Source organism: Pantoea sp. BRR-3P (assembly GCF_039621635.1).
Taxonomy (GTDB): Bacteria; Pseudomonadota; Gammaproteobacteria; order Enterobacterales; family Enterobacteriaceae; genus Pantoea; species Pantoea floridensis.
Genome location: NZ_CP155066.1, coordinates 3,215,817 through 3,236,421, shown reverse-complemented (window position 1 = coordinate 3,236,421; position 20,605 = coordinate 3,215,817). Strand labels below are relative to the sequence as shown.

The window sequence follows — 20,605 nt, the reverse complement described above, 5'->3', positions numbered from 1 at the left end:
GGCGCACTATGTTAGACATCTCTCGCCGCCGCCTACTGACGGCGCTGGCGCTCTCACCCTTCATGTCCGCGCTACCGCTGCGAGCGGCATTGCCGGATGCACAACGCATTCTGGCGCTGGAGTGGCTGCCGGTGGAGCTGCTGATGGCGCTCGGCGTGGTGCCACTCGGCGTGGCTGATATGCACAACTACAACGTGTGGGTGGGCGATCCACCACTGCCATCCCGCGTGATTGACCTGGGGTTACGCACCGAACCTAATCTTGAGCTAATGACCCAGCTCGAACCTTCACTGATTCTGCACTCCAATGGTTACGGCCCGGCGCTGGATAAATTGCAGCGCATTGCGCCAACCATGGGTTTTGACCTCAATAGCGGCGATGGCAAACCGTTAACCACCGCGCGCCACTCGTTACATGCGCTGGGAGCAAGGATTGGGCGAGAAGCGCAGGCAGCTGCGCATCTACAGTATGTGGATGCGCAGCTGGCGGCAGCGCGTGATCGCCTTAAGCCGTGGGCCAATCGCCCGGTGCTCTTGATGTCGCTAATGGATAGTCGCCATGCCATCACCTTCGGTAAAAACAGCCTGTTTCTCGAAGTGATGGAGATCCTCGGGTTGCGGAATGCCTGGCAGGGCGAAACCAACTTTTGGGGCAGCGCGGTCGTCGGGCTGGAGCGGTTGGCGGAGGTCGGTGATGTACAGGTGATTTGCTTCGATCACGACAACGAGCGCGATATGCAGCAAGTCATGAAAACCGCGTTGTGGCAGGCGCTGCCGTTTGTACGCGGCGGACGTTTCCAGCGCGTTCCGGCGGTGTGGTATTACGGTGCGACCTATTCGGCGCTGAAATTTGTTAGCGTGCTGGAACACGCGCTGGAGTCGCAATGATGCGCAATCGTCTTTTTCCCGTCGCGCTGCTGAGTACGCTATGTCTGCTGGCGCTGGCGCTAACGTTTATTAACTTACGTAACGCATTGCCGATCGAACAGTGGCCGCAGGGATTTTTTGCGCCCGATATTAACAACATCCAGCAAGTGGTCTTTCATCACAGCATGTTGTCGCGTTTAGCGCTGGCGCTGCTGGTCGGTGCGGGCTTGGGATTGGCCGGCTTGCTGTTCCAGCAGGTACTGCGCAATCCGTTGGCAGAACCCACTACGCTCGGCGTATCGTCCGGTGCGCAGCTTGGTATTACCGTGGCAACGCTGTGGCAGCTGCCGGGTGGCGAGCTGACACAGCAGTTTGCAGCGATGGGTGGCGCGGTGATGGTCGGGGTTTTGGTCTTTGGGGTTGCCTGGGGCAAACGTCTTTCGCCGGTGACGCTGATTCTTGCCGGTTTGGTGCTGAGTCTGTATGCCGGTTCGGTGAACCAGATCTTTGCTATCTTCAATCACGATCAGCTGCAGAACATGTTCCTGTGGAGTACTGGTGCGCTCAATCAGCTTGATGGGCACAACGTGGCGCAGCTATGGCCGCGTCTGCTGCTGGCGTTTGTGGTGGCGCTGGCGCTGCTGCGTCCGCTGACGCTAATGGGGCTGGACGATGGTGTAGCGAAAAACCTCGGTCTGGCGCTATCGGCGGCGCGAATTGCCGCATTAGCGCTGGCAATTTTGCTTAGCGCGCAGCTGGTCAATGTGGCGGGTATTATCGGCTTTATCGGCCTGTTTGCGCCGCTGCTGGCGAAGATGCTCGGCGGACGTCGCTTATTTAGCCGCATGCTGCTGGCCCCGCTGATTGGTGCGCTGCTGCTGTGGCTGGCGGATCAAGCCGTGCAGTGGCTGACCGGCCACTGGCGTGAAGTCTCTACCGGCACGGCGACCGCGCTGATTGGCGTGCCGATTCTGCTGTGGCTGCTACCGCGACTGCGCACGGGCTCGGTGCCACCTGCGCTCAATCAGGGTGACAATGTGCCTGCCGAGCGGCAGAACGTGTTGCGCTGGTGCCTGACTGGCTTACTGATTCTGGCGCTGTTGAGCTGGATTGGCATCACTTTTGGGCGTGACGCGCAAGGCTTTAGCTGGGTGAGCGGCGATATGCTGCAACAGCTGCTGCCGTGGCGCGCTCCGCGCGTACTGGCCGCGCTGGTGGTCGGGATGATGCTTGGCGTAGCAGGCGCGCTGATTCAGCGGCTGACCGGTAACCCCATGGCAAGCCCGGAAGTGCTGGGCATCAGCTCGGGGGCCGCGTGCGGCGTCGTGGTGATGATGTTCTTCGTCCCGGGCGATGCCGTGGCATGGCTGCTGCCCGCCGGCGCGCTCGGTGCGGCCCTGACGCTGCTGGTGATTATGCTGGTGGCGAGTCGCGGCGGGTTCTCGCCAGAACGCATGTTGCTGGCGGGTATGGCGCTCAACAGCGCCTTCGTGACGTTATTGATGGTGCTGTTGGCGAGTGGCGATCCGCGCATGGGCGGCTTACTGAGCTGGATTTCTGGCTCGACCTACAACATCAATATGCAGCAGGCCGTTCAAAGCGCAGTGGTTGGCATAGTGCTGATTGCCCTGGCGCCGCTGGCGAGCCGCTGGCTGACATTGCTACCACTTGGCAGCGCCACTGCGCGTTCGGCAGGCATGGCGCTGACCACATCACGCCTCTGTTTGCTGCTGCTGGCGGCAGCGCTAACCGCCACAGCCACCTTAACCATTGGGCCGCTGAGTTTTGTCGGCCTGATGGCACCCCACATTGTAAGAATGCTCGGCTTCCGCCGCGCGTTACCGCAGGTGCTGATGGCCGGTTTACTGGGTGGCGGATTGATGATCTTCGCCGACTGGTGCGGCAGGATGCTGGCGTTCCCGGATCAGATTCCAGCAGGGCTGATGGCCACCTTCTTCGGCGCGCCATATTTTATCTGGCTGCTGAGAAGGGCATAGCAGAAGGGCGCCATGTGGCGCCCTTGTCATTTACAGCTGCGCGAAGCTGCGGCGCGCCGCATCGATGGTGCGCTGAATATCTTCCTTACTGTGCGCCAGCGACATAAAGCCCGCTTCGAACGCTGATGGTGCGAGGTAGACGCCTTCTTCCAGCATCAGGTGGAAGAAGCGCTTAAAGCGCTCAACATCGCACTGCGTTACGTCTTGATAGCACGTCACTTCTTGCGCATCGGTGAAGAAAATACCAAACATGCCGCCAACGTGATTGATCACCAGCGGGATGTTTTCGGCTTTCGCCGCTGCCAGCAGACCTTCTGCTAACTGCGTGGTCAGATCGGTCAGCGTGCTGTGCGTGCCCGGTTGTGCAATCTGCGTCAGGCAGGCAAAGCCCGCCGCCATCGCAATTGGGTTACCGGACAATGTACCGGCCTGATAAACCGGACCGGTGGGTGCCAGCGCATCCATGACATCACGACGACCGCCAAACGCGCCTACTGGCATACCGCCGCCGATGATTTTACCCAGGCAGGTGAGATCGGGCGTGACGTCGTAATAAGCCTGAGCACCGCCCAATGCCACGCGGAAGCCGGTCATCACTTCGTCAATGATCAGCAGCGCACCAAATTCGTCGCACAACGCACGCAGGCCCGGCAGGAAGTCTGGCTGCGGTGGAATGCAGTTCATGTTGCCTGCCACCGGTTCCACGATGATACAGGCGATATCCTCAGGATATTGCTCGAACGCGGCACGTACGGTGCTGAGATCGTTATAGGTGCAGGTCAGCGTGTGTTTGGCGAAATCGGCCGGTACACCCGGCGAGTTTGGCTGGCCAAGGGTCAGCGCGCCAGAACCGGCTTTCACCAGCAGGCAATCGGCGTGACCGTGGTAGCAGCCTTCGAATTTGATGATTTTGTCGCGATGGGTGAAGCCGCGCGCCAGGCGAATGGCGCTCATGGTGGCTTCGGTGCCGGAGTTCACCATACGTACCATGTCCATACTTGGCACCAGTTCGCACACCAGCTCGGCCATTTTGACTTCCATCTCGGTCGGTGCGCCGAAGCTCAAACCGCGCGCGGCCGCTTCAATCACCGCATTGCGGATGTTGGCGTTGTTATGCCCCAGCACCATCGGGCCCCAGGAACCGACATAATCGATATAGCCTTTGCCGTCGGCATCATAAAGATAGGCACCGTCAGCGCGTTCGATGAACAGCGGCACACCGCCCACACCGGTAAAGGCACGTACCGGGGAGTTCACACCGCCGGGGATCAGGCGTTGCGCTGCGGCATACAGGTTTTCTGACTTACTCATGGTTCTGCTCCTGCTGTTCGGGAAAAAATCTGGCGCCATTCTACGGGAAGAACGGCTTGCGCTAAAGTTTAGGGTATATACTTTCATGCGCATGCTGCGGCACACAGTGCCAAGCTTGAGACTTGATTGCACTGGACGGCTGGCAGATAATAGCGAAATTAAGGTCGTTTTCTGACCTGGACGTTTACCCGGAGTAAAAGATGAGTGACGACGTAGCAGCGCTGCCTTTGCAATTCACTGATGCAGCAGCTAAAAAAGTAAAAAACCTGATTGCTGATGAAGAGAATCCTGAGCTGAAATTGCGCGTTTACATCACCGGCGGCGGTTGCAGCGGTTTCCAGTACGGCTTTACCTTTGACGATCAAATGAACGACGGCGACATGACCATCGAGAAACAAGGTGTGGCGCTGGTGGTTGACCCGATGAGCCTGCAATATCTGGTTGGCGGCTCGGTGGATTACACAGAAGGCCTGGAAGGTTCACGTTTTATCGTCACTAACCCTAACGCCAAAACCACCTGCGGCTGCGGTTCTTCCTTCAGCATCTAATGCTGCTTCTGGCTGCCGTCCCGGTAGCCAGATCTTTACCACTCAATAGTGACTAAGCGTGCCGATTCACGGCGCTTGGCGTCGCGTTTTAATACGCGTTCGGTGATACGCGGCTGCGCGCTAAAGTGACGACCACAATCAATAGTCGGCAGCGTGTGTTCATTCTGGCGCGAGATGTCGCAACGCGAGAATAGCGTCAACGCGACGGCAATAGAGCCGGTGGACGTTGCTGCACTCAGTGGCGCAGCAATCATAAGCCCTATGGCCAGCAGCAGAGCTCTGGTCATGGTTAGTTCCTGGTGAAGACAAAATTGCGCTACGCGCTAAAGGGGCACAGAGCATACGTGGCTGCAGTGCCTTGTATTCTGATTTTCGACAATTTTTGCCGAATCTTTACTCTTTTTCGGTATTTTTTTTCGTCGGATGTAAAGCTGTACACAGCTGTTTTGCTGCCAGCAGCATACGTGGACCGGGGCGACTTAACCAATCATCATTGATGGCGATCACCGGCACATTGAGCTGGGGCTGCCAGAATCTGGCAATGCTGACGGCGTGTGCAGCGTCTCCCCCCATCACAATCACCTGCGGATGGCGCATCAGCACCTGTTCACGGCTCACCTGCGGCCAGCTCACGCTGCTATCGGCAAAAATGTTCTTCCCACCACACAGCTCAATGACCTGATTTTGCAGAGTATTACGTGAAGCCGTAAACAGCGGCTGCTGGCCAAACTGCAGAAACAGCGGAACTGGCGTGCTTTGCTGATACTGCTGTCGTAATTCCGCTTCCTGTTTCCGCAACGCTTGCGCCGCATCAATGGCCTGCTGCGGCCGCGGACTCCACTGCTGTAACGCCGCCAGCGCATCAATCATTTGATCGATGGTCTGCGGATCGATCCACTCAACTTTAATGCCGAAACGTTGCAGCTGTTCGATTTGCCGCTGTGGATTGCCACCGCGCCACGCCAGCACCACGTCCGGCTTGAGTTGCAGAATGCGCTCCACCTTGATGCCTTGCCAGTTCGCCACCTGCTCCAGCCCGTTGGCCTGGGCGGGATAATCAGAGTAGGTGCTGACCGCTACCGGCGTAATGCCAGCGGCGAAGGCCAACTCGGTAAGATGCGGTGAAAGGGTGACAACCCGCGGCGCAGCGGCAAGCAGGCTATTGCACAGCAGCAATAGCCCCAGCAGCACATATTTAGCCACGCGCCAGTTGAACCAGCAGGTTTTCTACCATCAGGGAAGATTGTTTCGCCGCAACGCTGAGAAACTCGTCGAAGCTCAGGTGTGATTCCTGATCGGCAACGTCAGAAATGGCTCGCACTACCACAAATGGTACCTTGAACTGATGGCAAACGTGGCCAATCGCGGTCGCTTCCATTTCCACGGCAATTGCCTGCGGGAAGGTAGTACGAATGCGCGCCAGTGGTTCAGCCCCGTTGATAAACGCATCACCGCTCACCACTAAGCCACGCACCGCGTTGAGGTCGAGTTGCTTTATTACTTGCTCAGCGGCGGTAATCAGTTTGCTATCCGCGACGAACGCTGCCGGACAGCCGGCCATCTGGCCAGGCTCGTAACCGAAGGCGGTAACATCAGCATCGTGGTAGCGCACTTCATCTGAAACCACGATATCGCCTACTTTCAGCGTCGGCGCTAATCCGCCTGCGGAACCGGTATTGATCACGACATTCGGCTTGCACAGTTCAAGCAGCAGGGTGGTACCCAGCGCGGCAGCGACTTTACCAATGCCTGATTTCAGCAGTGCCACTTCAACACCGTTCAGCGTGCCGGTGTAAATTTCGCAGCCAGCCAGCGTCAGCGTCTGACGGTTTTCAATTTTGTCACGCAGCAGGGTAACTTCCTGCTCCATCGCGCCAATAATGCCTACTTTCATAACAATCTCGCTAATTTAATGGATGTAGCCCGCAAAAGTGAGGCATAGTCTAACATGGCTGATTGAGGAAGAATTCACGAAAAAATAAGGGGTAATTATGGCGACGATCAATTTCAGGAAGAAGATCAGTTTCACCCGCCCTTATACCAGCCGCAAAGATCCCGAAGGGGAATACTTTATTACGCGCCACTTTGAAAGCGATCGCGGGCGCATTATTAATTCCGCTGCGATTCGGCGTCTGCAACAGAAAACCCAGGTTTTTCCGCTTGAAAGGAATGCCGCGGTACGTTCGCGTCTGACACACTCGTTGGAAGTGCAGCAAACCGGACGCTATATCACCAAAGAGATTCTGCAAGCGCTGAAAACGCAGGGCGGCGGGCTGGCCAATTATGGGTTGGATGAGTTTGAAGGGGCATTTGAAAGCCTGATTGAGATGGCTTGTCTGCTGCACGATGTCGGCAATCCGCCATTTGGACATTTTGGTGAAGCAGCGATCAATGACTGGTTCGACGATAATTTGTCTGCCGAGCTCGTCGACCCGCTGGTGGCGGGCGTTGCCGATGAAGCCGAGCGCTCAGCGTTTGACCAATTAAATGCCATGATTCGTCAGGATTTGTGCCATTTTGAAGGCAATGCGCAAGCCATTCGTCTGGTGCATACGCTGCTGCAGCTTAATCTTAGCTATGCACAGGTCGCCTGTATTCTGAAATACACCGCGCCTGCCTGGTGGCAGGGAGATAAACCTGAGGCATTCAGCGTTCTAATGAAAAAGCCGGGTTTCTACTTATCAGAGCGGGAATATGTAGCTGAGCTGCGTGAGGCGACGAATATTAAAGAACATCACCGTTTTCCGCTGACCTGGATAATGGAAGCCGCTGATGACATATCTTATTGTATTGCCGACCTGGATGACGCCGTAGAAAAAGATATTTTCCATGTTGAAACATTGTATAAGCATCTCATTGAGGCGTGGGGGCCGGTAAAAAATGGCGATGTATTCAGCCGCACCATTGGTGATGCCTGGAAAGAAGCTAATCAGAAAAAGCGTCGCAGCATTAGCGATCAATTCTTTATGTCGCTACGGGTTAATGTGCAAAACGTATTAGTGAGCCATGCGGTACGTCGTTTTATCGATAACCTTCCTGCGATTTATGAAGGGGATTTTAATCACGCATTGCTGGAAGATGATGGTGAAGAAGGGCGTTTGCTTAAATTATTTAAGACCGTCGCGCGCCAGCACGTATTTAATCATCCGGAAGTTGAGCAGTTAGAATTACAGGGTTATCGCGTAATTAAAGGATTGCTTGAGATATATCAATCTTTGCTGCTACTGGATTATGAACAATTCACCACCCTGATGAACGAGGATTTTCTGGCAAAGCATCCTATTGAAACGCGGTTGTTTCATAAGCTCTCTGGAAAACATCGCAAAGCGTATCAACAGCACATGCGTGCATTAATTGTTGAGCATAAATATGAGCGTTTGTTGTGGGAACGCTATTATCGTGCACGCCTGATTCAGGATTACATTAGTGGAATGACGGACAATTATGCATGGGATGAATATCGCCGTTTAATGGCGGTTGAATAAGCGGAGTTTTGTAAAGATGAAGAACAATTTTTTACCTTTCCCTAAAACTTTATTAGGAACTTCGCGCTACAAACTTAATCTCATCATCACGGCCACAGCAATGGTCTGCCCTAAATCTTAGAGAGACAGAGAAAAATGAAAAAAAGCACCTTAATGTTAAGTGCGCTGGCGCTGAGTCTTGGCATGGCATTGAGCCCTGTGAGTGCGTTCGCGGCGGAGACGGCGTCTTCCTCGAGCCAACAGTTGCCAAGCCTGGCACCGATGCTGGAAAAAGTCATGCCTTCCGTAGTGAGTATCAGCGTTGAAGGCAGCACCACGGTGAAAACGCCGCGCATGCCGCAGCAGTTCCAGCAATTCTTTGGTGATAATTCACCCTTCTGCCAGGACGGCTCACCTTTCCAGAGTTCGCCCATGTGCCAGAACGGCGGGGGTGACGGTGGCGCCGATGGCGGGGCTAACGCGCAGAAACAGCAATTCCGCGCACTGGGTTCTGGCGTCGTGATCAACGCCGACAAAGGCTATGTGGTGACTAACAACCACGTTGTGGATAACGCCACCAAAATTCAGGTTCAGCTGAGCGATGGTCGTCGCTACGAAGCCAAAGTGATCGGCAAAGATCCGCAGTCTGATATCGCACTGATTCAGCTGCAGGACGCCAAAAATCTTACGGCGATTAAGATTGCCAATTCTGACGATCTGCGTGTCGGAGATTACACCGTCGCGATTGGTAACCCTTACGGCCTCGGCGAAACCGTCACGTCGGGGATTGTTTCAGCGCTGGGCCGTAGCGGCCTGAACGTTGAGAATTATGAGAACTTTATCCAGACCGATGCGGCCATTAACCGCGGCAACTCCGGTGGCGCACTGGTTAACCTTAATGGTGAACTGATCGGTATTAACACCGCGATTCTGGCGCCGGACGGTGGCAACATCGGCATCGGCTTTGCTATCCCAAGCTCAATGGTGAAAAACCTGACGGCGCAGATGGTGGAATATGGCCAGGTGAAACGTGGCGAGCTGGGCATTATGGGTACCGAGCTGAATTCCGAACTGGCGAAAGCGATGAAAGTCGACGCACAGCGCGGTGCCTTCGTTAGTCAGGTGCTGCCAAACTCAGCCGCCGCTAAAGCGGGTGTGAAAGCCGGCGACGTCGTGGTGTCAATGAATGGCAAAGCATTGACCAGCTTCGCCGCGCTGCGTGCGGAAGTTGGTTCGCTGCCGGTAGGCACCAAGTTGCAATTGGGCCTGCTGCGTGAGGGGAAACCTGTGAGCGTTACGGTTGAACTGCAGCAGAGCTCGCAGGACAAAGTACAGTCCGCCACCATTTACACCGGCATTGAAGGTGCCGATCTCAGCAACATCGACAGCAACGGCCAGAAAGGCGTGCGCGTTGATAACGTGAAGGCGGGAAGTGCAGCGGCGCGTATTGGTCTGAAAAAAGGTGACGTGATTTTAGGCGTGAACCAGCAAGCGGTGGCCAATCTTGGCGAGCTGCGCAAAGTTCTCGACACTAAACCTTCCGTACTGGCACTGAATGTACAGCGTGGTGATAGTAGCCTGTATCTGCTGATGCAGTAAGTTTCAGGCAGTAAATGAGAGGCGAGCTTAGGCTCGCCTTTTTAATGCCTGTGCAAATGCCCGGTACTGAATGTGACGGCCGCCGCATATTCGGCATTCTCCCTTCGGCTATGGGCAGTTGCACAATGTCAGCGCGATTACGGATGCGTATTCTGTCCGTTCGTCCTTATCTTCGGAGTGATTGATGGCCACCTATCATCTCGATGCGCGACTGGCTCAGGATATTGTTGCGCGCACGATGCAAATTATTGATAGCAACGTCAACGTGATGGATGCGCGTGGTCGTATTATCGGCAGTGGCGATCGTGAGCGTATTGGCGAATTGCACGAAGGGGCACTGCTGGTGCTGTCACAAGGCCGCGTGGTGGACATCGACGAAGCCGTAGCAAAACACCTGCACGGGGTACGTCCCGGTATTAATTTACCGCTGCGGATTGATGGCGAAATCGTTGGCGTTATCGGTTTAACCGGGCAGCCAGCAACGCTGCGTCACTACGGTGAATTGGTGTGCATGACCGCTGAAATGATGCTCGAGCAGGCTCGCTTACTGCATATGCTGGCGCAAGACAGTCGACTACGTGAAGAGCTGGTCCTGAATCTGGTGCGCAGTGAAACCCTTTCACCGGCACTGAGTGAATGGGCACAGCGGCTTGGCATCGATCTCAATCAGCCGCGTGTGGTGGCGGTGGTTGAGGTTGATAGCGGCCAGCTTGGCGTAGATAGCGCCATGTCAGAATTGCAGCAACTGCAAACCTTGCTGACGACGCCTGAGCGCGACAATCTGATTGCCATTGTCTCACTCACCGAAATGGTGGTGCTGAAACCGGCGCTCAATGCGCATGGTCGCTACGATCAGGACGACCATCGACGTCGCGTTGATCAACTGCTGCAACGTATGAAAGAGAGTGGCCAGGTGCGCATGCGTATTGCGCTCGGTAACTATTTCACCGGTCCTGGCAGTATTGCGCGTTCGTATCGCACGGCGCGTACCACCATGATGGTGGGGAAGCAGCGTATGCCGGAGCAGCGCAGTTATTTTTATCAGGATCTGGTGCTGCCGGTACTGCTCGACAGTTTGCGCGGCGGCTGGCAAGCCAACGAACTGGCGCGCCCGCTGGCTAAACTAAAAAGCATGGATAACAATGGTTTGCTGCGACGTACGCTGGTGGCATGGTTCAGTCATAATGTACAGCCCAGCGCGACGGCGCGCGCGCTATTTATTCACCGCAATACGCTGGAGTATCGCCTCAATCGTATCTCTGAACTGACCGGACTCGATCTGGGCAACTTTGACGATCGTTTGCTGCTGTACGTGGCGTTACAACTGGATGAGCAAAGTTGATGAAGAACGCCTGGGTTCTGCTGTTGTGGGTTTGTAGTGCACTAAGTTTTGCCAACGATCCGGCTTTCCTCTCCTTATCCGATCTTCAGCGGGTGAAGCAGCAGCTCGCACAACACCAGGCTGCGCCGCCCACGCTCGATAGCTGGCAGCAACTGCAACAGCAGGCGGATAAGGCGCTGAAGCACCCTAATCCCAGCGTCACCGATAAGGGCATGCTGCCACCCAGCGGTTCAAAGCAGGATTATTTAAGTTTAAGCGCCTACTGGTGGCCAGACGCCAGCAAGGCGGATGGCCTACCTTGGCAGCGCCGCGATGGTGAAGTCAATCCCGCCAGTAAAAACGCGCAAAGCGATGGCGTGCGCCTGGCGCGTTTTACCGCTGACTTTCAGGCGTTGACGCTGGCCTGGTACTTCTCCGGCGAGCGACGCTATGCAGATAAAGCGCTGGCGATGATGCGCCACTGGTTTATCGAGCCCGCTAGCCGGATGAATCCCAATCTTAATTTTGCGCAAGGCATACCAGGCCGGTCCGCTGGTCGTCATGATGGCGTACTGGATGGGCGCTATTTTGCCACGCGTGTGGTGGATGCATTGACGCTGTTGCGCGCCGCGCCGGGCTGGCAGCCAGCAGATGAAAAGGTGATGCGGCAGTGGTTTACTGATTATCTGCATTGGCTACAGCGCAGCCCGCTGGCGCTTGAGGAAGCGGCGGCGGAAAATAACCATGGCAGCTGGTATTGCGCTCAGGTGGCTGGGATCGCATGGTATCTGGACGATCGTGCAACGGTAACCGCGATGGTACAGCTGGCGCGCAGCAAAATGGCCATGCAAATTCGTGCTGATGGTAGCCAGCCAGCCGAGCTGGCACGTACGCGATCGTTCCATTACAGCTATTTTAATCTGCAGGCGTTGACCGCAATGGCGCAGTTGGCCAGCAAAGCGGGGCTGGGTGATTTATGGCATAGCCGCCAGCAAAGCGGATCGTTGCTGGATGCGCTGGATGCTATAGCGCCGTATAGCGATGAGCAAAAAGCCTGGCCGTGGAAAAACCGCGATCGGGTGAGCCAGCGGCTGATCCCATTACTGTCTATCGCCGACAACAGTTTGCAGCAGCCCCGTTATCAGCAGTGGATCGCGCAGGCGCACTGGTCGACAGATAAAAAGAGCAGGGGAGCGGTGATGCAGGCGCAGCGCGATACCTGGCTGCTTTCGCTGCCTTTTCAGCAGCCATAAAAAAGGCCAGCATCGGCTGGCCTCTTATCAAACACGCTAAAATCAACGACCGTTGCGAGTCAGCTGGTCGAGGTCAGATTCGATCTCCGCGATCTTATTTGACACGACGCTTTCCAGATGACGCAGATCCGCCAGAATTTTACGTTTCAGATCCACTTCAACCTGATCGCGCTGGCAAATCTGGTCCAGCTCATCAATCACATAACGCAGGTTCGGGCTGATTTCCTGCACTTCTTTGTAACCCTGGCTGGTGTGATCGGCGACGACGGTTTTGCGCTGACGCGGATATTTGAATTTCACGCTTTTCGCGAAGAATTCACCTTTGTCTTTGCGGAAGTAGATTTTAAGAATGTCGTTGTTAGCTTCCTGACGCAGGCTGTAACGGTCGATGTCGTCAGGGTTGCTGATACCTAAGCTTTTCAGGTTGTCGTACATAGCGTTTATATTCCATCTAAGAGTGGGTGAGCGCGCAGGACTATCATCATCATTCGGGATGCTGCAGAAACGCGGCAACCGGAACGCTTACGGCATACTTAATCAACTGTAGACACAAAAACCGGGATGAACAGTGCGCGACCGGAGTTAACTTGGCGCGGATTATGAACTGTTTGAAAAATAAACGCACGGGTTAATTCGCGGCGCGAAACAGGTAATTCAGGTGGGAGTGTAAACAAATAATTACGGGCCTGAATACAGGCCCGTTAGGAAGATTTTAAGGCAGGATAAACTTAATCGATGCTGCGCAGCAGTTCGTTAATGCCTGTTTTGCTGAGGGTTTTAGCATCTACTTTCTTCACAATGACTGCGCAGTACAGGCTATAGCTACCATCTTTCGATGGCAGATTGCCGGAAACCACCACCGAACCCGCCGGTACGCGGCCGTAATGCACTTCGCCGGTTTCGCGGTCAAAGATTTTGGTACTCTGGCCGATGTAAACACCCATTGAAATCACTGAACCTTCTTCAACGATCACGCCTTCAACGATTTCTGAGCGTGCGCCAATGAAGCAGTTATCTTCGATGATGGTTGGATTTGCCTGCAACGGCTCCAGTACGCCACCGATGCCTACGCCGCCAGACAGGTGAACATTTTTACCGATCTGCGCACATGAACCCACGGTTGCCCAGGTATCTACCATGGTGCCTTCATCGACGTACGCACCGATGTTGACGTAAGAAGGCATCAGCACGGTGTTACGTGCAATGAATGCGCCCTGACGCACGGCAGCCGGTGGCACAACGCGGAAACCGGCGTTTTTGAAGCGCGCTTCGTCCCAGCCGGCAAATTTCATCGGCACTTTGTCGTAGAAACGGGTTTCAGAACCTTCCATCACCTGGTTATCGTTAATGCGGAACGACAACAGCACTGCTTTCTTCAGCCACTGATGCGTTACCCACTCACCGTTGATCTTTTCAGACACGCGCAGTTCACCGCTATCCAGCAGGCCGATAACCTGGTTGATAGCATCACGGGTTGCACCGTCTACGCTAGATGGCGTGATGTCGGCGCGGCGCTCAAAGGCAGATTCGATAACGCTCTGTAACTGTTGCATATTTATTTCCTGATTCTGTCATAGCGGATGTCCGTAATTTCGGACATGATTAAAATATCTACCCTAAATCATTCAAGCTGCAGGTCAAGCGAGGAAAGCCAACGCACCTGCAACGTGAACGATGAAAGCCAGGTCAGAGTTTATCGTTTGGATTAAGGGCCTCTGTCAACCTCTGTTGCAACACATCGCGCATTTCGACCCCCAGCGCACGCCGCTCGCTATCGGCCAGGATGAAAAGATCCTCAACCCGCTCACCAATTGTACTGATGCGCGCACCGTGCAGCGATACACCCAAATCGGCGAACACTTCTCCCACGCGCGCCAGCAAGCCTGGCTGATCGAGTGCGACTAACTCCAGATAGCTGCGGCGATCGGTATGCGTCGGCAGGAAATTGACCTCGGTATCCACGCTGAAATGCTTGAGACGTGCTGACTGACGGCGCGTACGCGGCGGCACCCACTCAGTTTGCGTAATGGCTTGCTCCAGCGCGTGAATGATCATTGGATGACGGTCAGCGGCCAGCGGGCTGCCATCGGGCTCCAGCACGATAAAGGTATCCATTGCCATGCCGTCGCGGCTGGTAAAGATTTGCGCATCATGCACGCTGAGATTGCGACGATCCAATTCGCCAGCCACCGCCGCAAACAGGTGCGGGCGATCCGGGCTCCAGATAAAGATTTCGGTGCCGCCGCGCGTGGCCTGCGGACTCACCAGCACCAGCGGCTTGTTGAGATCGTGATGAATTAAATGACGCGCGTGCCAGGCGAGCTGATTCGGCGTGTGGCGCAGGAAATAGTCGGCGCGGCAGCGGCTCCAGATATGGTGCAGGCGCTCTTCGTCGAGGTTTTCCATGCGCAGCAGCGCCAGCGCTTGCAGCCGATGGTGACGTACCCGCTCGCGCAGATCCGGGCTATTTTCCATACCGCGACGCAGCTGTTTTTCGGTGGCAAAGAACAGCTCGCGCAACAGGCTCTGTTTCCAGCTGTTCCACAAGCTTTCATTGGTGGCGCAGATATCAGACACCGTCAGGCACGCCAGATAACGCAGACGGTTTTCGTTTTGCATCACTTCGGCGAACTGCTGAATCACGGTCGGATCCTGAATGTCGCGACGCTGCGCGGTGACCGACATCAACAGATGATGGCGTACCAGCCAGGCAACCAGCTGCGTTTCACGGGAGTTCAGGCCATGTAATTCGGCGAAATCCAGCGCATCCTGCGCGCCGAGAATCGAGTGATCGCCATTGCGGCCTTTGGCAATATCATGCAGCAGCGCGGCCATCAGCAGCAGTTCCGGCTGTGGCAGACGCGGCCAGAGTTCTACGCACAGCGGATGCATCGGTCGCGTGGCTTCATCGGCAAAGCTCTCCAGCTTCTGCAGCACGCGAATGGTGTGTTCATCAACGGTGTAAGCGTGGAACAGATCGAACTGCATCTGGCCGACGATATTGCCCCACAGCGGCGTATAGGCCCACAGTACGCTGTGACGATGCATCGGCACCAGTGCGCGCTTGACTGCGCCGGGATGACGCAGTATCGCCATAAAGGTTTCACGCGCTTCAGGAATATGGCACAGCGGCTGTTTCAGATGGCGACGCGCATAGCGCAGCTGGCGCAGGGTGGTGGAGTAAATGCCTTTGATGTTTTCGTTACGCACCATCACGTAAAACATGCGCAGGATGGCTTGCGGTTCACGCTCAAACAGCGAGGGATCGCGCAGATCGATTAAGTCACCGCGAATCTGGAAGTCATCATCAAGGTTGCGTGGTTTCTCGGTGGTCGATAGCGCCAAAATGGCCTCATCAAACAGCTGCAGCAGCATTTGATTGAGTTCGCCGATGCGGCGCGTAACGCGGTAAAAGTCCTTCATCATGCGCTCAACCGGCTCGTTGACTTCGCCCAGGTAGTTGAGGCGTTGAGCTACGGTTAGCTGACGATCGAACAGCAGGCGATTGTCATAGCGCGGCAGCGTTAAGTGCAGCGCAAAACGAATGCGCCACAGGAACTCCTGACACTCATTGATTTCATTGCGTTCCGCTTCGGTGATAAAGCCGAAACCAACCATCTCATCCATGGTGGTGGCACCAAAGTGACGACGCGCCACCCATTGCAGCGTGTGAATGTCGCGCAGGCCGCCCGGGCTGCTTTTGATGTCGGGTTCGAGGTTATAGCTGGTGCCGTGATAGCGCTGGTGGCGTTCCTGCTGCTCTTCAATTTTGGCAGCGAAAAAGCGCGACGATGGCCAGAAACCATCGCTAAAGATATTCTTTTGCAGCTCGAGAAACAGCGCCACGTCGCCCGTCAGCATGCGCGATTCGATCAGATTAGTGGCGACGGTGAGATCGGATAATCCTTCCAGCAAGCACTCTTCTAACGTGCGCACACTGTGGCCGACTTCCAGCTTCAGATCCCACATCAGCGTTAACAGTTCACTGGTGCGCTGTGCCGCAGCGTCGTCCAGCGGTTGACGACTGAGGATCAGCACATCAATGTCAGAGAGCGGATGCAGTTCACCGCGGCCATAACCGCCTACGGCAACCAGCGCGATCTCTTTCAGCCGATCAAAACCAAAGAAGCGCCATAGGCGACGGAGTAAGCGGTCAATAAACAGGGTGCGCGCATCGATCAGGGATTCGATATCGGTGCCCGCATCAAACGCGCTACCGAGATGCTGGTGGAATTGCTCAAGATACTGTTTGAGCTTGTCGCGCGTCAGGGCTTCATCGGGCCAGCTGGCGGGGGAATCGGTCAGGCCTTTGTGTACTGCTTCGGTCACGCTACCACTCATCAACATGCCTCTTCATTACGCGTCAAACATAAAAAAGGCCGGCTATGAGCCGGCCTGGTACTGTCAGGGAGATGATTACGCGACGTTTTCGAGCACCGCTGGAATGGTGTCGTCTTCACGCAGCGTCAGAATCTCACAGCCGTTTTCTGTGACCACAATAGTATGCTCATACTGCGCGGACAAGCTGCGATCTTTGGTTTTCACGGTCCAGCCATCCTTCATGGTGCGGATGCGGTAATCACCGGCATTGACCATCGGTTCGATGGTGAAGGTCATACCTGCTTGCAGCACCACGCCGCTGTCGTCCGCATCGTAATGCAGCACCTGCGGTTCTTCATGGAAGCCTTTGCCGATACCGTGACCGCAATATTCGCGCACCACCGAGAAATCCTGCGCTTCCACATACTGCTGAATGGCACGACCGAGCTCGCGCAGGCGAATCCCCGGTTTTACCAAACGCAGCGCGATATACAGACTTTCCTGCGTGACGCGACACAGGCGCTCGCCCTGAATGGTCGGTTTACCGACGATAAACATCTTTGAGGTGTCGCCGTGATATTCATCTTTGATCACCGTGACATCGACGTTCACGACATCGCCATCTTTCAGCACGCGATCGTCACTCGGAATACCGTGACAGACCACTTCATTCACGGAGATACAGACTGATTTCGGGAAGCCGTGATAACCCAGGCAAGCGGAAATGGCCTGTTGCTTCTGCGTGATATGTTCGTGACAGAGGCGGTCAAGTTCACCGGTGGTAACACCAGGCACCACGTGCGGCGCAATCATCTCAAGCACTTCAGCGGCAAGACGGCCCGCGACGCGCATTTTTTCGATTTCTTCAGGGGTTTTAATTGAAATAGCCATTAAATTAATCCGCAATCGTCGAAATTTTCGACAATAATGAGTTCTGTGGCAAACATGTTAGCAGCCAGCAAATGGGCTGCCAAATGGGGATTGTCTGCGCCTCTCGCCGCTAACTACTATTGGCGTATTACTGCGCATTGTGGTATAAAGCGCGCCGACGATTCTCTGTCGCCAGGTTATTGGCTGGCAGGAAACGCATAAAACTCATTATGTGTACTAAAACACACATGTATCGACACATACGCCGGGGTGCCTTGAAAGAGGTCGGTCGTATGGGATACATGGAGGCCCAACCCCAAATCAAACTTTAGAGGTAATCATGGCAACTGTTTCAATGCGCGACATGCTCAAGGCTGGTGTTCACTTTGGTCACCAGACCCGTTACTGGAACCCGAAAATGAAGCCATTCATCTTCGGCGCACGTAACAAGGTTCACATCATCAACCTCGAGCAGACTGTGCCAATGTTCAACGACGCTCTGGCTGAGTTGAAAAAGATCTCTTCCCGTAAAGGTAAGATCCTGATCGTTGGTACTAAGCGCGCTGCTGCCGAAGCGGTAAAAGAGTCAGCTCTGAGCTGCGACCAGTTCTTCGTAAACCATCGCTGGTTGGGTGGCATGCTGACTAACTGGAAAACCGTTCGTCAGTCAATCAAACGCCTGAAAGATCTTGAGTCTCAGTCTCAGGACGGTACTTTCGACAAACTGACCAAGAAAGAAGCGCTGATGCGCACTCGCGAACTGGCCAAGCTGGAAAACAGCCTGGGCGGTATCAAAGACATGGGCGGTCTGCCGGATGCACTGTTCGTTGTTGACGCTGATCACGAGCATATCGCTATCAAAGAAGCAAACAACCTGGGTATCCCAGTATTTGCTATCGTTGATACCAACTCTGATCCAGACGGCGTTGACTTCGTTATCCCAGGTAACGACGATGCGATCCGTGCTGTAAGCCTGTACCTGACTGCCGTTGCCACTACTGTGCGCGAAGGCCGTTCACAGGATCTGGCTGAGCAGGCTGAAGAAGCTGCTGAAGCTTAATAAGGTTCGCTCTTTCTAAGAGCCCTTAGACATCAGATGTTATCTGTTAAGGGGGCCGTTCAGGCCCCTTTATTTTATCTAAGTCTGTCACGCTCACATTTGAGAGCGGGGCAGAGTAAATTTCCGCAACAAGTTTCTGACAGTGTGTGAACACACAGAGACGAATCGAGGATTCTGGAATGGCTGATATTACCGCTGCATTGGTAAAAGAACTGCGTGAGCGTACTGGCGCAGGCATGATGGACTGCAAAAAAGCGCTGACTGAAGCGAACGGCGACATCGAGCTGGCAATTGAGAACATGCGCAAATCTGGCGCAATCAAAGCTGCTAAGAAAGCAGGCAACGTGGCTGCTGATGGCGTGATCAAAACTAAAATCGCTGACGGCTACGCGGTGATTCTGGAAGTAAACTGCCAGACTGACTTCGTTGCTAAAGATGGCGGTTTCCAGGCATTTGCTGACAAAGTTCTGGATGCAGCAACTGCTGGCAAAGTTACCGATGTGGAAGCTCTGAAAGCGCAGTTCGAAGAAGAACGCGTAGCGCTGGTTGCGAAAATCGGTGAGAACATCAACATCCGTCGTGTTGCTATCCTTGAAGGTGCTGAGCTGAACAGCTATCAGCACGGCGCACGCATCGGTGTCGTTGTTTCTACTACCGGCGCTAACGAAGAGTTGAGCAAGCAAGTCGCAATGCACATCGCTGCAAGCAAGCCAGAATTCGTTAAGCCAGAAGACGTGTCTGCTGATGTGGTTGAGAAAGAGTACCAGGTTCAGCTGGACATCGCCATGCAGTCTGGCAAGCCAAAAGAGATCGCAGAGAAAATGGTTGAAGGCCGCATGAAGAAATTCACCGGCGAAGTTTCTCTGACCGGTCAGGCTTTCGTTATCGACCCAAGCAAAACTGTTGGCCAGGCGTTGAAAGAGAAAAACGCTGACGTCATCAACTTCATCCGCTTCGAAGTGGGCGAAGGCATTGAGAAAGTTGAATCTGACTTCGCAGCAGAAGTTGCTGCAATGTCCAAACAGTCTTAATGGTCTGAAAGAACCGCCAAAAGGCGGTTCTTTTTTGCCTGCAATTTAGTACAGCACTTTCAGTCTCATCCCAATAGCTTTTCTCGCGTGCTTTACGGATGATCGACCAGATTTTATTTCTCCTTTTCATCATATCTTCCAGGAAGAATCGACCATGGCGACCAACGCAAAACCTGTATATCAACGTATCCTGCTAAAACTGAGTGGCGAAGCACTGCAAGGTGCCGAAGGTTTTGGTATCGACGCGAGCGTGCTTGACCGCATGGCGCAAGAGGTGAAAGAGCTGGTTGAACTGGGCATCCAGGTGGGTGTGGTTATTGGTGGCGGTAACCTGTTCCGTGGCGCAGGTCTGGCACAGGCCGGAATGAACCGTGTGGTCGGCGACCATATGGGCATGCTGGCAACGGTAATGAATGGCCTGGCAATGCGTGATGCGCTGCACCGTGCGTATGTCAATGCGCGTTTGATGTCGGCGATTCCACTGAATGGCGTGTGCGACAACTACAGCTGGGCAGAAGCGATCAGCCTGCTGCGTAATAACCGCGTCGTTATCTTTGCGGCCGGTACCGGCAACCCATTCTTTACCACTGACTCTGCAGCCTGCCTGCGCGGTATCGAAATCGAAGCCGACGTGGTACTGAAAGCCACCAAAGTAGACGGCGTTTACTCTGAAGATCCGGTAAAAAATCCGGATGCAACGCTGTACGATCAGCTGAGCTATGCAGAAGTGTTGGATAAAGAGCTTAAAGTGATGGATCTCGCGGCGTTTACGCTGGCGCGTGACCATAAACTGCCTATCCGCGTCTTCAACATGAACAAGCCTGGTGCGCTGCGCCGCGTAGTGATGGGTGAAAAAGAAGGCACCCTGATTACGCATTAATACCCGACGCAGGTTAAAATAAGGTATATTCTTTTGCCGCGATGCTCTGTCATCGCGCAGCAATTAGGATGATCGATGTTTATCG

At 54.6% G+C, this 20,605-nt stretch carries 18 protein-coding genes; 10 read left to right on the top strand and 8 right to left on the bottom strand.

What is annotated here, in order from left to right; all coding sequences use genetic code 11:
• The first annotated feature begins 8 nt into the window (after positions 1-8).
• On the top strand, positions 9-887 hold the full coding sequence (gene fhuD, locus AAGR08_RS15105) for a Fe(3+)-hydroxamate ABC transporter substrate-binding protein FhuD (RefSeq protein WP_345827247.1): 879 nt from the start codon (positions 9-11) through the stop codon (positions 885-887).
• On the top strand, positions 887-2,863 hold the full coding sequence (fhuB, locus tag AAGR08_RS15100; RefSeq protein WP_345829931.1) for a Fe(3+)-hydroxamate ABC transporter permease FhuB: 1,977 nt from the start codon (positions 887-889) through the stop codon (positions 2,861-2,863). Before fhuD ends, fhuB begins: the two co-directional genes overlap by 1 nt.
• A gap of 30 nt (positions 2,864-2,893) precedes the next feature.
• Here fhuB and hemL read toward each other — a convergent pair whose 3' ends face one another.
• Positions 2,894-4,174: a glutamate-1-semialdehyde 2,1-aminomutase gene (gene hemL, locus AAGR08_RS15095; RefSeq protein ID WP_345827246.1), complete on the bottom strand. Its 1,281-nt coding sequence runs from the start codon at positions 4,172-4,174 to the stop codon at positions 2,894-2,896.
• A gap of 200 nt (positions 4,175-4,374) precedes the next feature.
• Between hemL and erpA the strand changes: the two genes are divergently transcribed.
• Positions 4,375-4,722: an iron-sulfur cluster insertion protein ErpA gene (erpA, locus tag AAGR08_RS15090; protein WP_013507930.1), complete on the top strand. Its 348-nt coding sequence runs from the start codon at positions 4,375-4,377 to the stop codon at positions 4,720-4,722.
• Between the two features lie 35 nt (positions 4,723-4,757).
• On the opposite strand, the gene AAGR08_RS15085 is transcribed toward erpA, so the two are convergent.
• The 3 genes from AAGR08_RS15085 to mtnN form a co-directional block, all read right to left on the bottom strand.
• Positions 4,758-5,009, bottom strand: coding sequence for a hypothetical protein (locus AAGR08_RS15085; RefSeq protein ID WP_345827244.1), 252 nt, complete (start codon positions 5,007-5,009; stop codon positions 4,758-4,760).
• Positions 5,010-5,115: 106 nt separating this feature from the next.
• Positions 5,116-5,925, bottom strand: coding sequence for a vitamin B12 ABC transporter substrate-binding protein BtuF (gene btuF, locus AAGR08_RS15080; protein WP_345827243.1), 810 nt, complete (start codon positions 5,923-5,925; stop codon positions 5,116-5,118).
• Entirely contained in the window at positions 5,918-6,616 is a 699-nt protein-coding gene (mtnN, locus tag AAGR08_RS15075) for a 5'-methylthioadenosine/S-adenosylhomocysteine nucleosidase (protein ID WP_345827242.1), read from the bottom strand. The genes btuF and mtnN overlap by 8 nt, the downstream gene beginning before the upstream one ends.
• A gap of 97 nt (positions 6,617-6,713) precedes the next feature.
• On the opposite strand from mtnN, the gene dgt reads away from it, so the two are divergent.
• The 4 genes from dgt to AAGR08_RS15055 all read left to right on the top strand — a co-directional run bounded on the left by dgt (position 6,714) and on the right by AAGR08_RS15055 (position 12,359).
• Entirely contained in the window at positions 6,714-8,207 is a 1,494-nt protein-coding gene (gene dgt, locus AAGR08_RS15070; RefSeq protein WP_345827241.1) for a dGTPase, read from the top strand.
• A 135-nt stretch (positions 8,208-8,342) separates the two neighbouring features.
• Positions 8,343-9,785: a serine endoprotease DegP gene (gene degP / locus AAGR08_RS15065; RefSeq protein ID WP_345827240.1), complete on the top strand. Its 1,443-nt coding sequence runs from the start codon at positions 8,343-8,345 to the stop codon at positions 9,783-9,785.
• Positions 9,786-9,969: 184 nt separating this feature from the next.
• On the top strand, positions 9,970-11,127 hold the full coding sequence (locus AAGR08_RS15060; RefSeq protein ID WP_097094880.1) for a CdaR family transcriptional regulator: 1,158 nt from the start codon (positions 9,970-9,972) through the stop codon (positions 11,125-11,127).
• Entirely contained in the window at positions 11,127-12,359 is a 1,233-nt protein-coding gene (locus tag AAGR08_RS15055) for an alginate lyase family protein (protein WP_345827239.1), read from the top strand. Before AAGR08_RS15060 ends, AAGR08_RS15055 begins: the two co-directional genes overlap by 1 nt.
• A 42-nt stretch (positions 12,360-12,401) precedes the next feature.
• On the opposite strand, the gene AAGR08_RS15050 is transcribed toward AAGR08_RS15055, so the two are convergent.
• From AAGR08_RS15050 to map, 4 genes are all read right to left on the bottom strand, one after another.
• Complete coding sequence (locus tag AAGR08_RS15050; RefSeq protein ID WP_097094878.1) at positions 12,402-12,794, bottom strand: DUF3461 family protein; 393 nt, start codon at positions 12,792-12,794, stop codon at positions 12,402-12,404.
• A 293-nt stretch (positions 12,795-13,087) separates the two neighbouring features.
• The gene (gene dapD / locus AAGR08_RS15045; protein ID WP_049851491.1) at positions 13,088-13,912 is read right to left on the bottom strand and encodes a 2,3,4,5-tetrahydropyridine-2,6-dicarboxylate N-succinyltransferase; all 825 of its coding nucleotides are present in this window, start codon (positions 13,910-13,912) and stop codon (positions 13,088-13,090) included.
• Between the two features lie 133 nt (positions 13,913-14,045).
• Entirely contained in the window at positions 14,046-16,700 is a 2,655-nt protein-coding gene (glnD, locus tag AAGR08_RS15040) for a bifunctional uridylyltransferase/uridylyl-removing protein GlnD (protein ID WP_097097593.1), read from the bottom strand.
• Between the two features lie 75 nt (positions 16,701-16,775).
• Positions 16,776-17,570 (bottom strand): type I methionyl aminopeptidase, encoded by a 795-nt coding sequence (gene map, locus AAGR08_RS15035; RefSeq protein ID WP_097094877.1) that lies wholly within the window; start codon positions 17,568-17,570, stop codon positions 16,776-16,778.
• Positions 17,571-17,889: 319 nt separating this feature from the next.
• Here map and rpsB point away from each other — a divergent pair, with 319 nt between their 5' ends.
• The 3 genes from rpsB (at position 17,890) to pyrH (ending at position 20,520) form a co-directional block, all read left to right on the top strand.
• Complete coding sequence (gene rpsB / locus AAGR08_RS15030; RefSeq protein WP_007893898.1) at positions 17,890-18,609, top strand: 30S ribosomal protein S2; 720 nt, start codon at positions 17,890-17,892, stop codon at positions 18,607-18,609.
• Between the two features lie 179 nt (positions 18,610-18,788).
• A complete protein-coding gene (gene tsf, locus AAGR08_RS15025) occupies positions 18,789-19,640 on the top strand; it encodes a translation elongation factor Ts (RefSeq protein ID WP_097094876.1) in 852 nt (283 codons plus the stop codon).
• 154 nt (positions 19,641-19,794) lie between these two features.
• Positions 19,795-20,520 carry a UMP kinase gene (pyrH, locus tag AAGR08_RS15020; protein WP_007893903.1) on the top strand — a complete coding sequence of 242 codons (726 nt, stop codon included), beginning with the start codon at positions 19,795-19,797 and terminating at the stop codon, positions 20,518-20,520.
• Positions 20,521-20,605: the final 85 nt, after the last annotated feature.

Excerpts from the sequence above, each read along its gene's own strand:
- fhuD (WP_345827247.1), top strand. The coding sequence starts at position 9 with ATGTTAGACATCTCTCGCCGCCGCCTACTGACGGCGCTGGCGCTCTCA.
- fhuB (WP_345829931.1), top strand. The coding sequence starts at position 887 with ATGCGCAATCGTCTTTTTCCCGTCGCGCTGCTGAGTACGCTATGTCTG.
- hemL (WP_345827246.1), bottom strand. The coding sequence starts at position 4,174 with ATGAGTAAGTCAGAAAACCTGTATGCCGCAGCGCAACGCCTGATCCCC.
- erpA (WP_013507930.1), top strand. The coding sequence starts at position 4,375 with ATGAGTGACGACGTAGCAGCGCTGCCTTTGCAATTCACTGATGCAGCA.
- AAGR08_RS15085 (WP_345827244.1), bottom strand. The coding sequence starts at position 5,009 with ATGACCAGAGCTCTGCTGCTGGCCATAGGGCTTATGATTGCTGCGCCA.
- mtnN (WP_345827242.1), bottom strand. The coding sequence starts at position 6,616 with ATGAAAGTAGGCATTATTGGCGCGATGGAGCAGGAAGTTACCCTGCTG.
- dgt (WP_345827241.1), top strand. The coding sequence starts at position 6,714 with ATGGCGACGATCAATTTCAGGAAGAAGATCAGTTTCACCCGCCCTTAT.
- degP (WP_345827240.1), top strand. The coding sequence starts at position 8,343 with ATGAAAAAAAGCACCTTAATGTTAAGTGCGCTGGCGCTGAGTCTTGGC.
- AAGR08_RS15060 (WP_097094880.1), top strand. The coding sequence starts at position 9,970 with ATGGCCACCTATCATCTCGATGCGCGACTGGCTCAGGATATTGTTGCG.
- AAGR08_RS15055 (WP_345827239.1), top strand. The coding sequence starts at position 11,127 with ATGAAGAACGCCTGGGTTCTGCTGTTGTGGGTTTGTAGTGCACTAAGT.
- AAGR08_RS15050 (WP_097094878.1), bottom strand. The coding sequence starts at position 12,794 with ATGTACGACAACCTGAAAAGCTTAGGTATCAGCAACCCTGACGACATC.
- dapD (WP_049851491.1), bottom strand. The coding sequence starts at position 13,912 with ATGCAACAGTTACAGAGCGTTATCGAATCTGCCTTTGAGCGCCGCGCC.
- glnD (WP_097097593.1), bottom strand. The coding sequence starts at position 16,700 with ATGAGTGGTAGCGTGACCGAAGCAGTACACAAAGGCCTGACCGATTCC.
- map (WP_097094877.1), bottom strand. The coding sequence starts at position 17,570 with ATGGCTATTTCAATTAAAACCCCTGAAGAAATCGAAAAAATGCGCGTC.
- rpsB (WP_007893898.1), top strand. The coding sequence starts at position 17,890 with ATGGCAACTGTTTCAATGCGCGACATGCTCAAGGCTGGTGTTCACTTT.
- tsf (WP_097094876.1), top strand. The coding sequence starts at position 18,789 with ATGGCTGATATTACCGCTGCATTGGTAAAAGAACTGCGTGAGCGTACT.
- pyrH (WP_007893903.1), top strand. The coding sequence starts at position 19,795 with ATGGCGACCAACGCAAAACCTGTATATCAACGTATCCTGCTAAAACTG.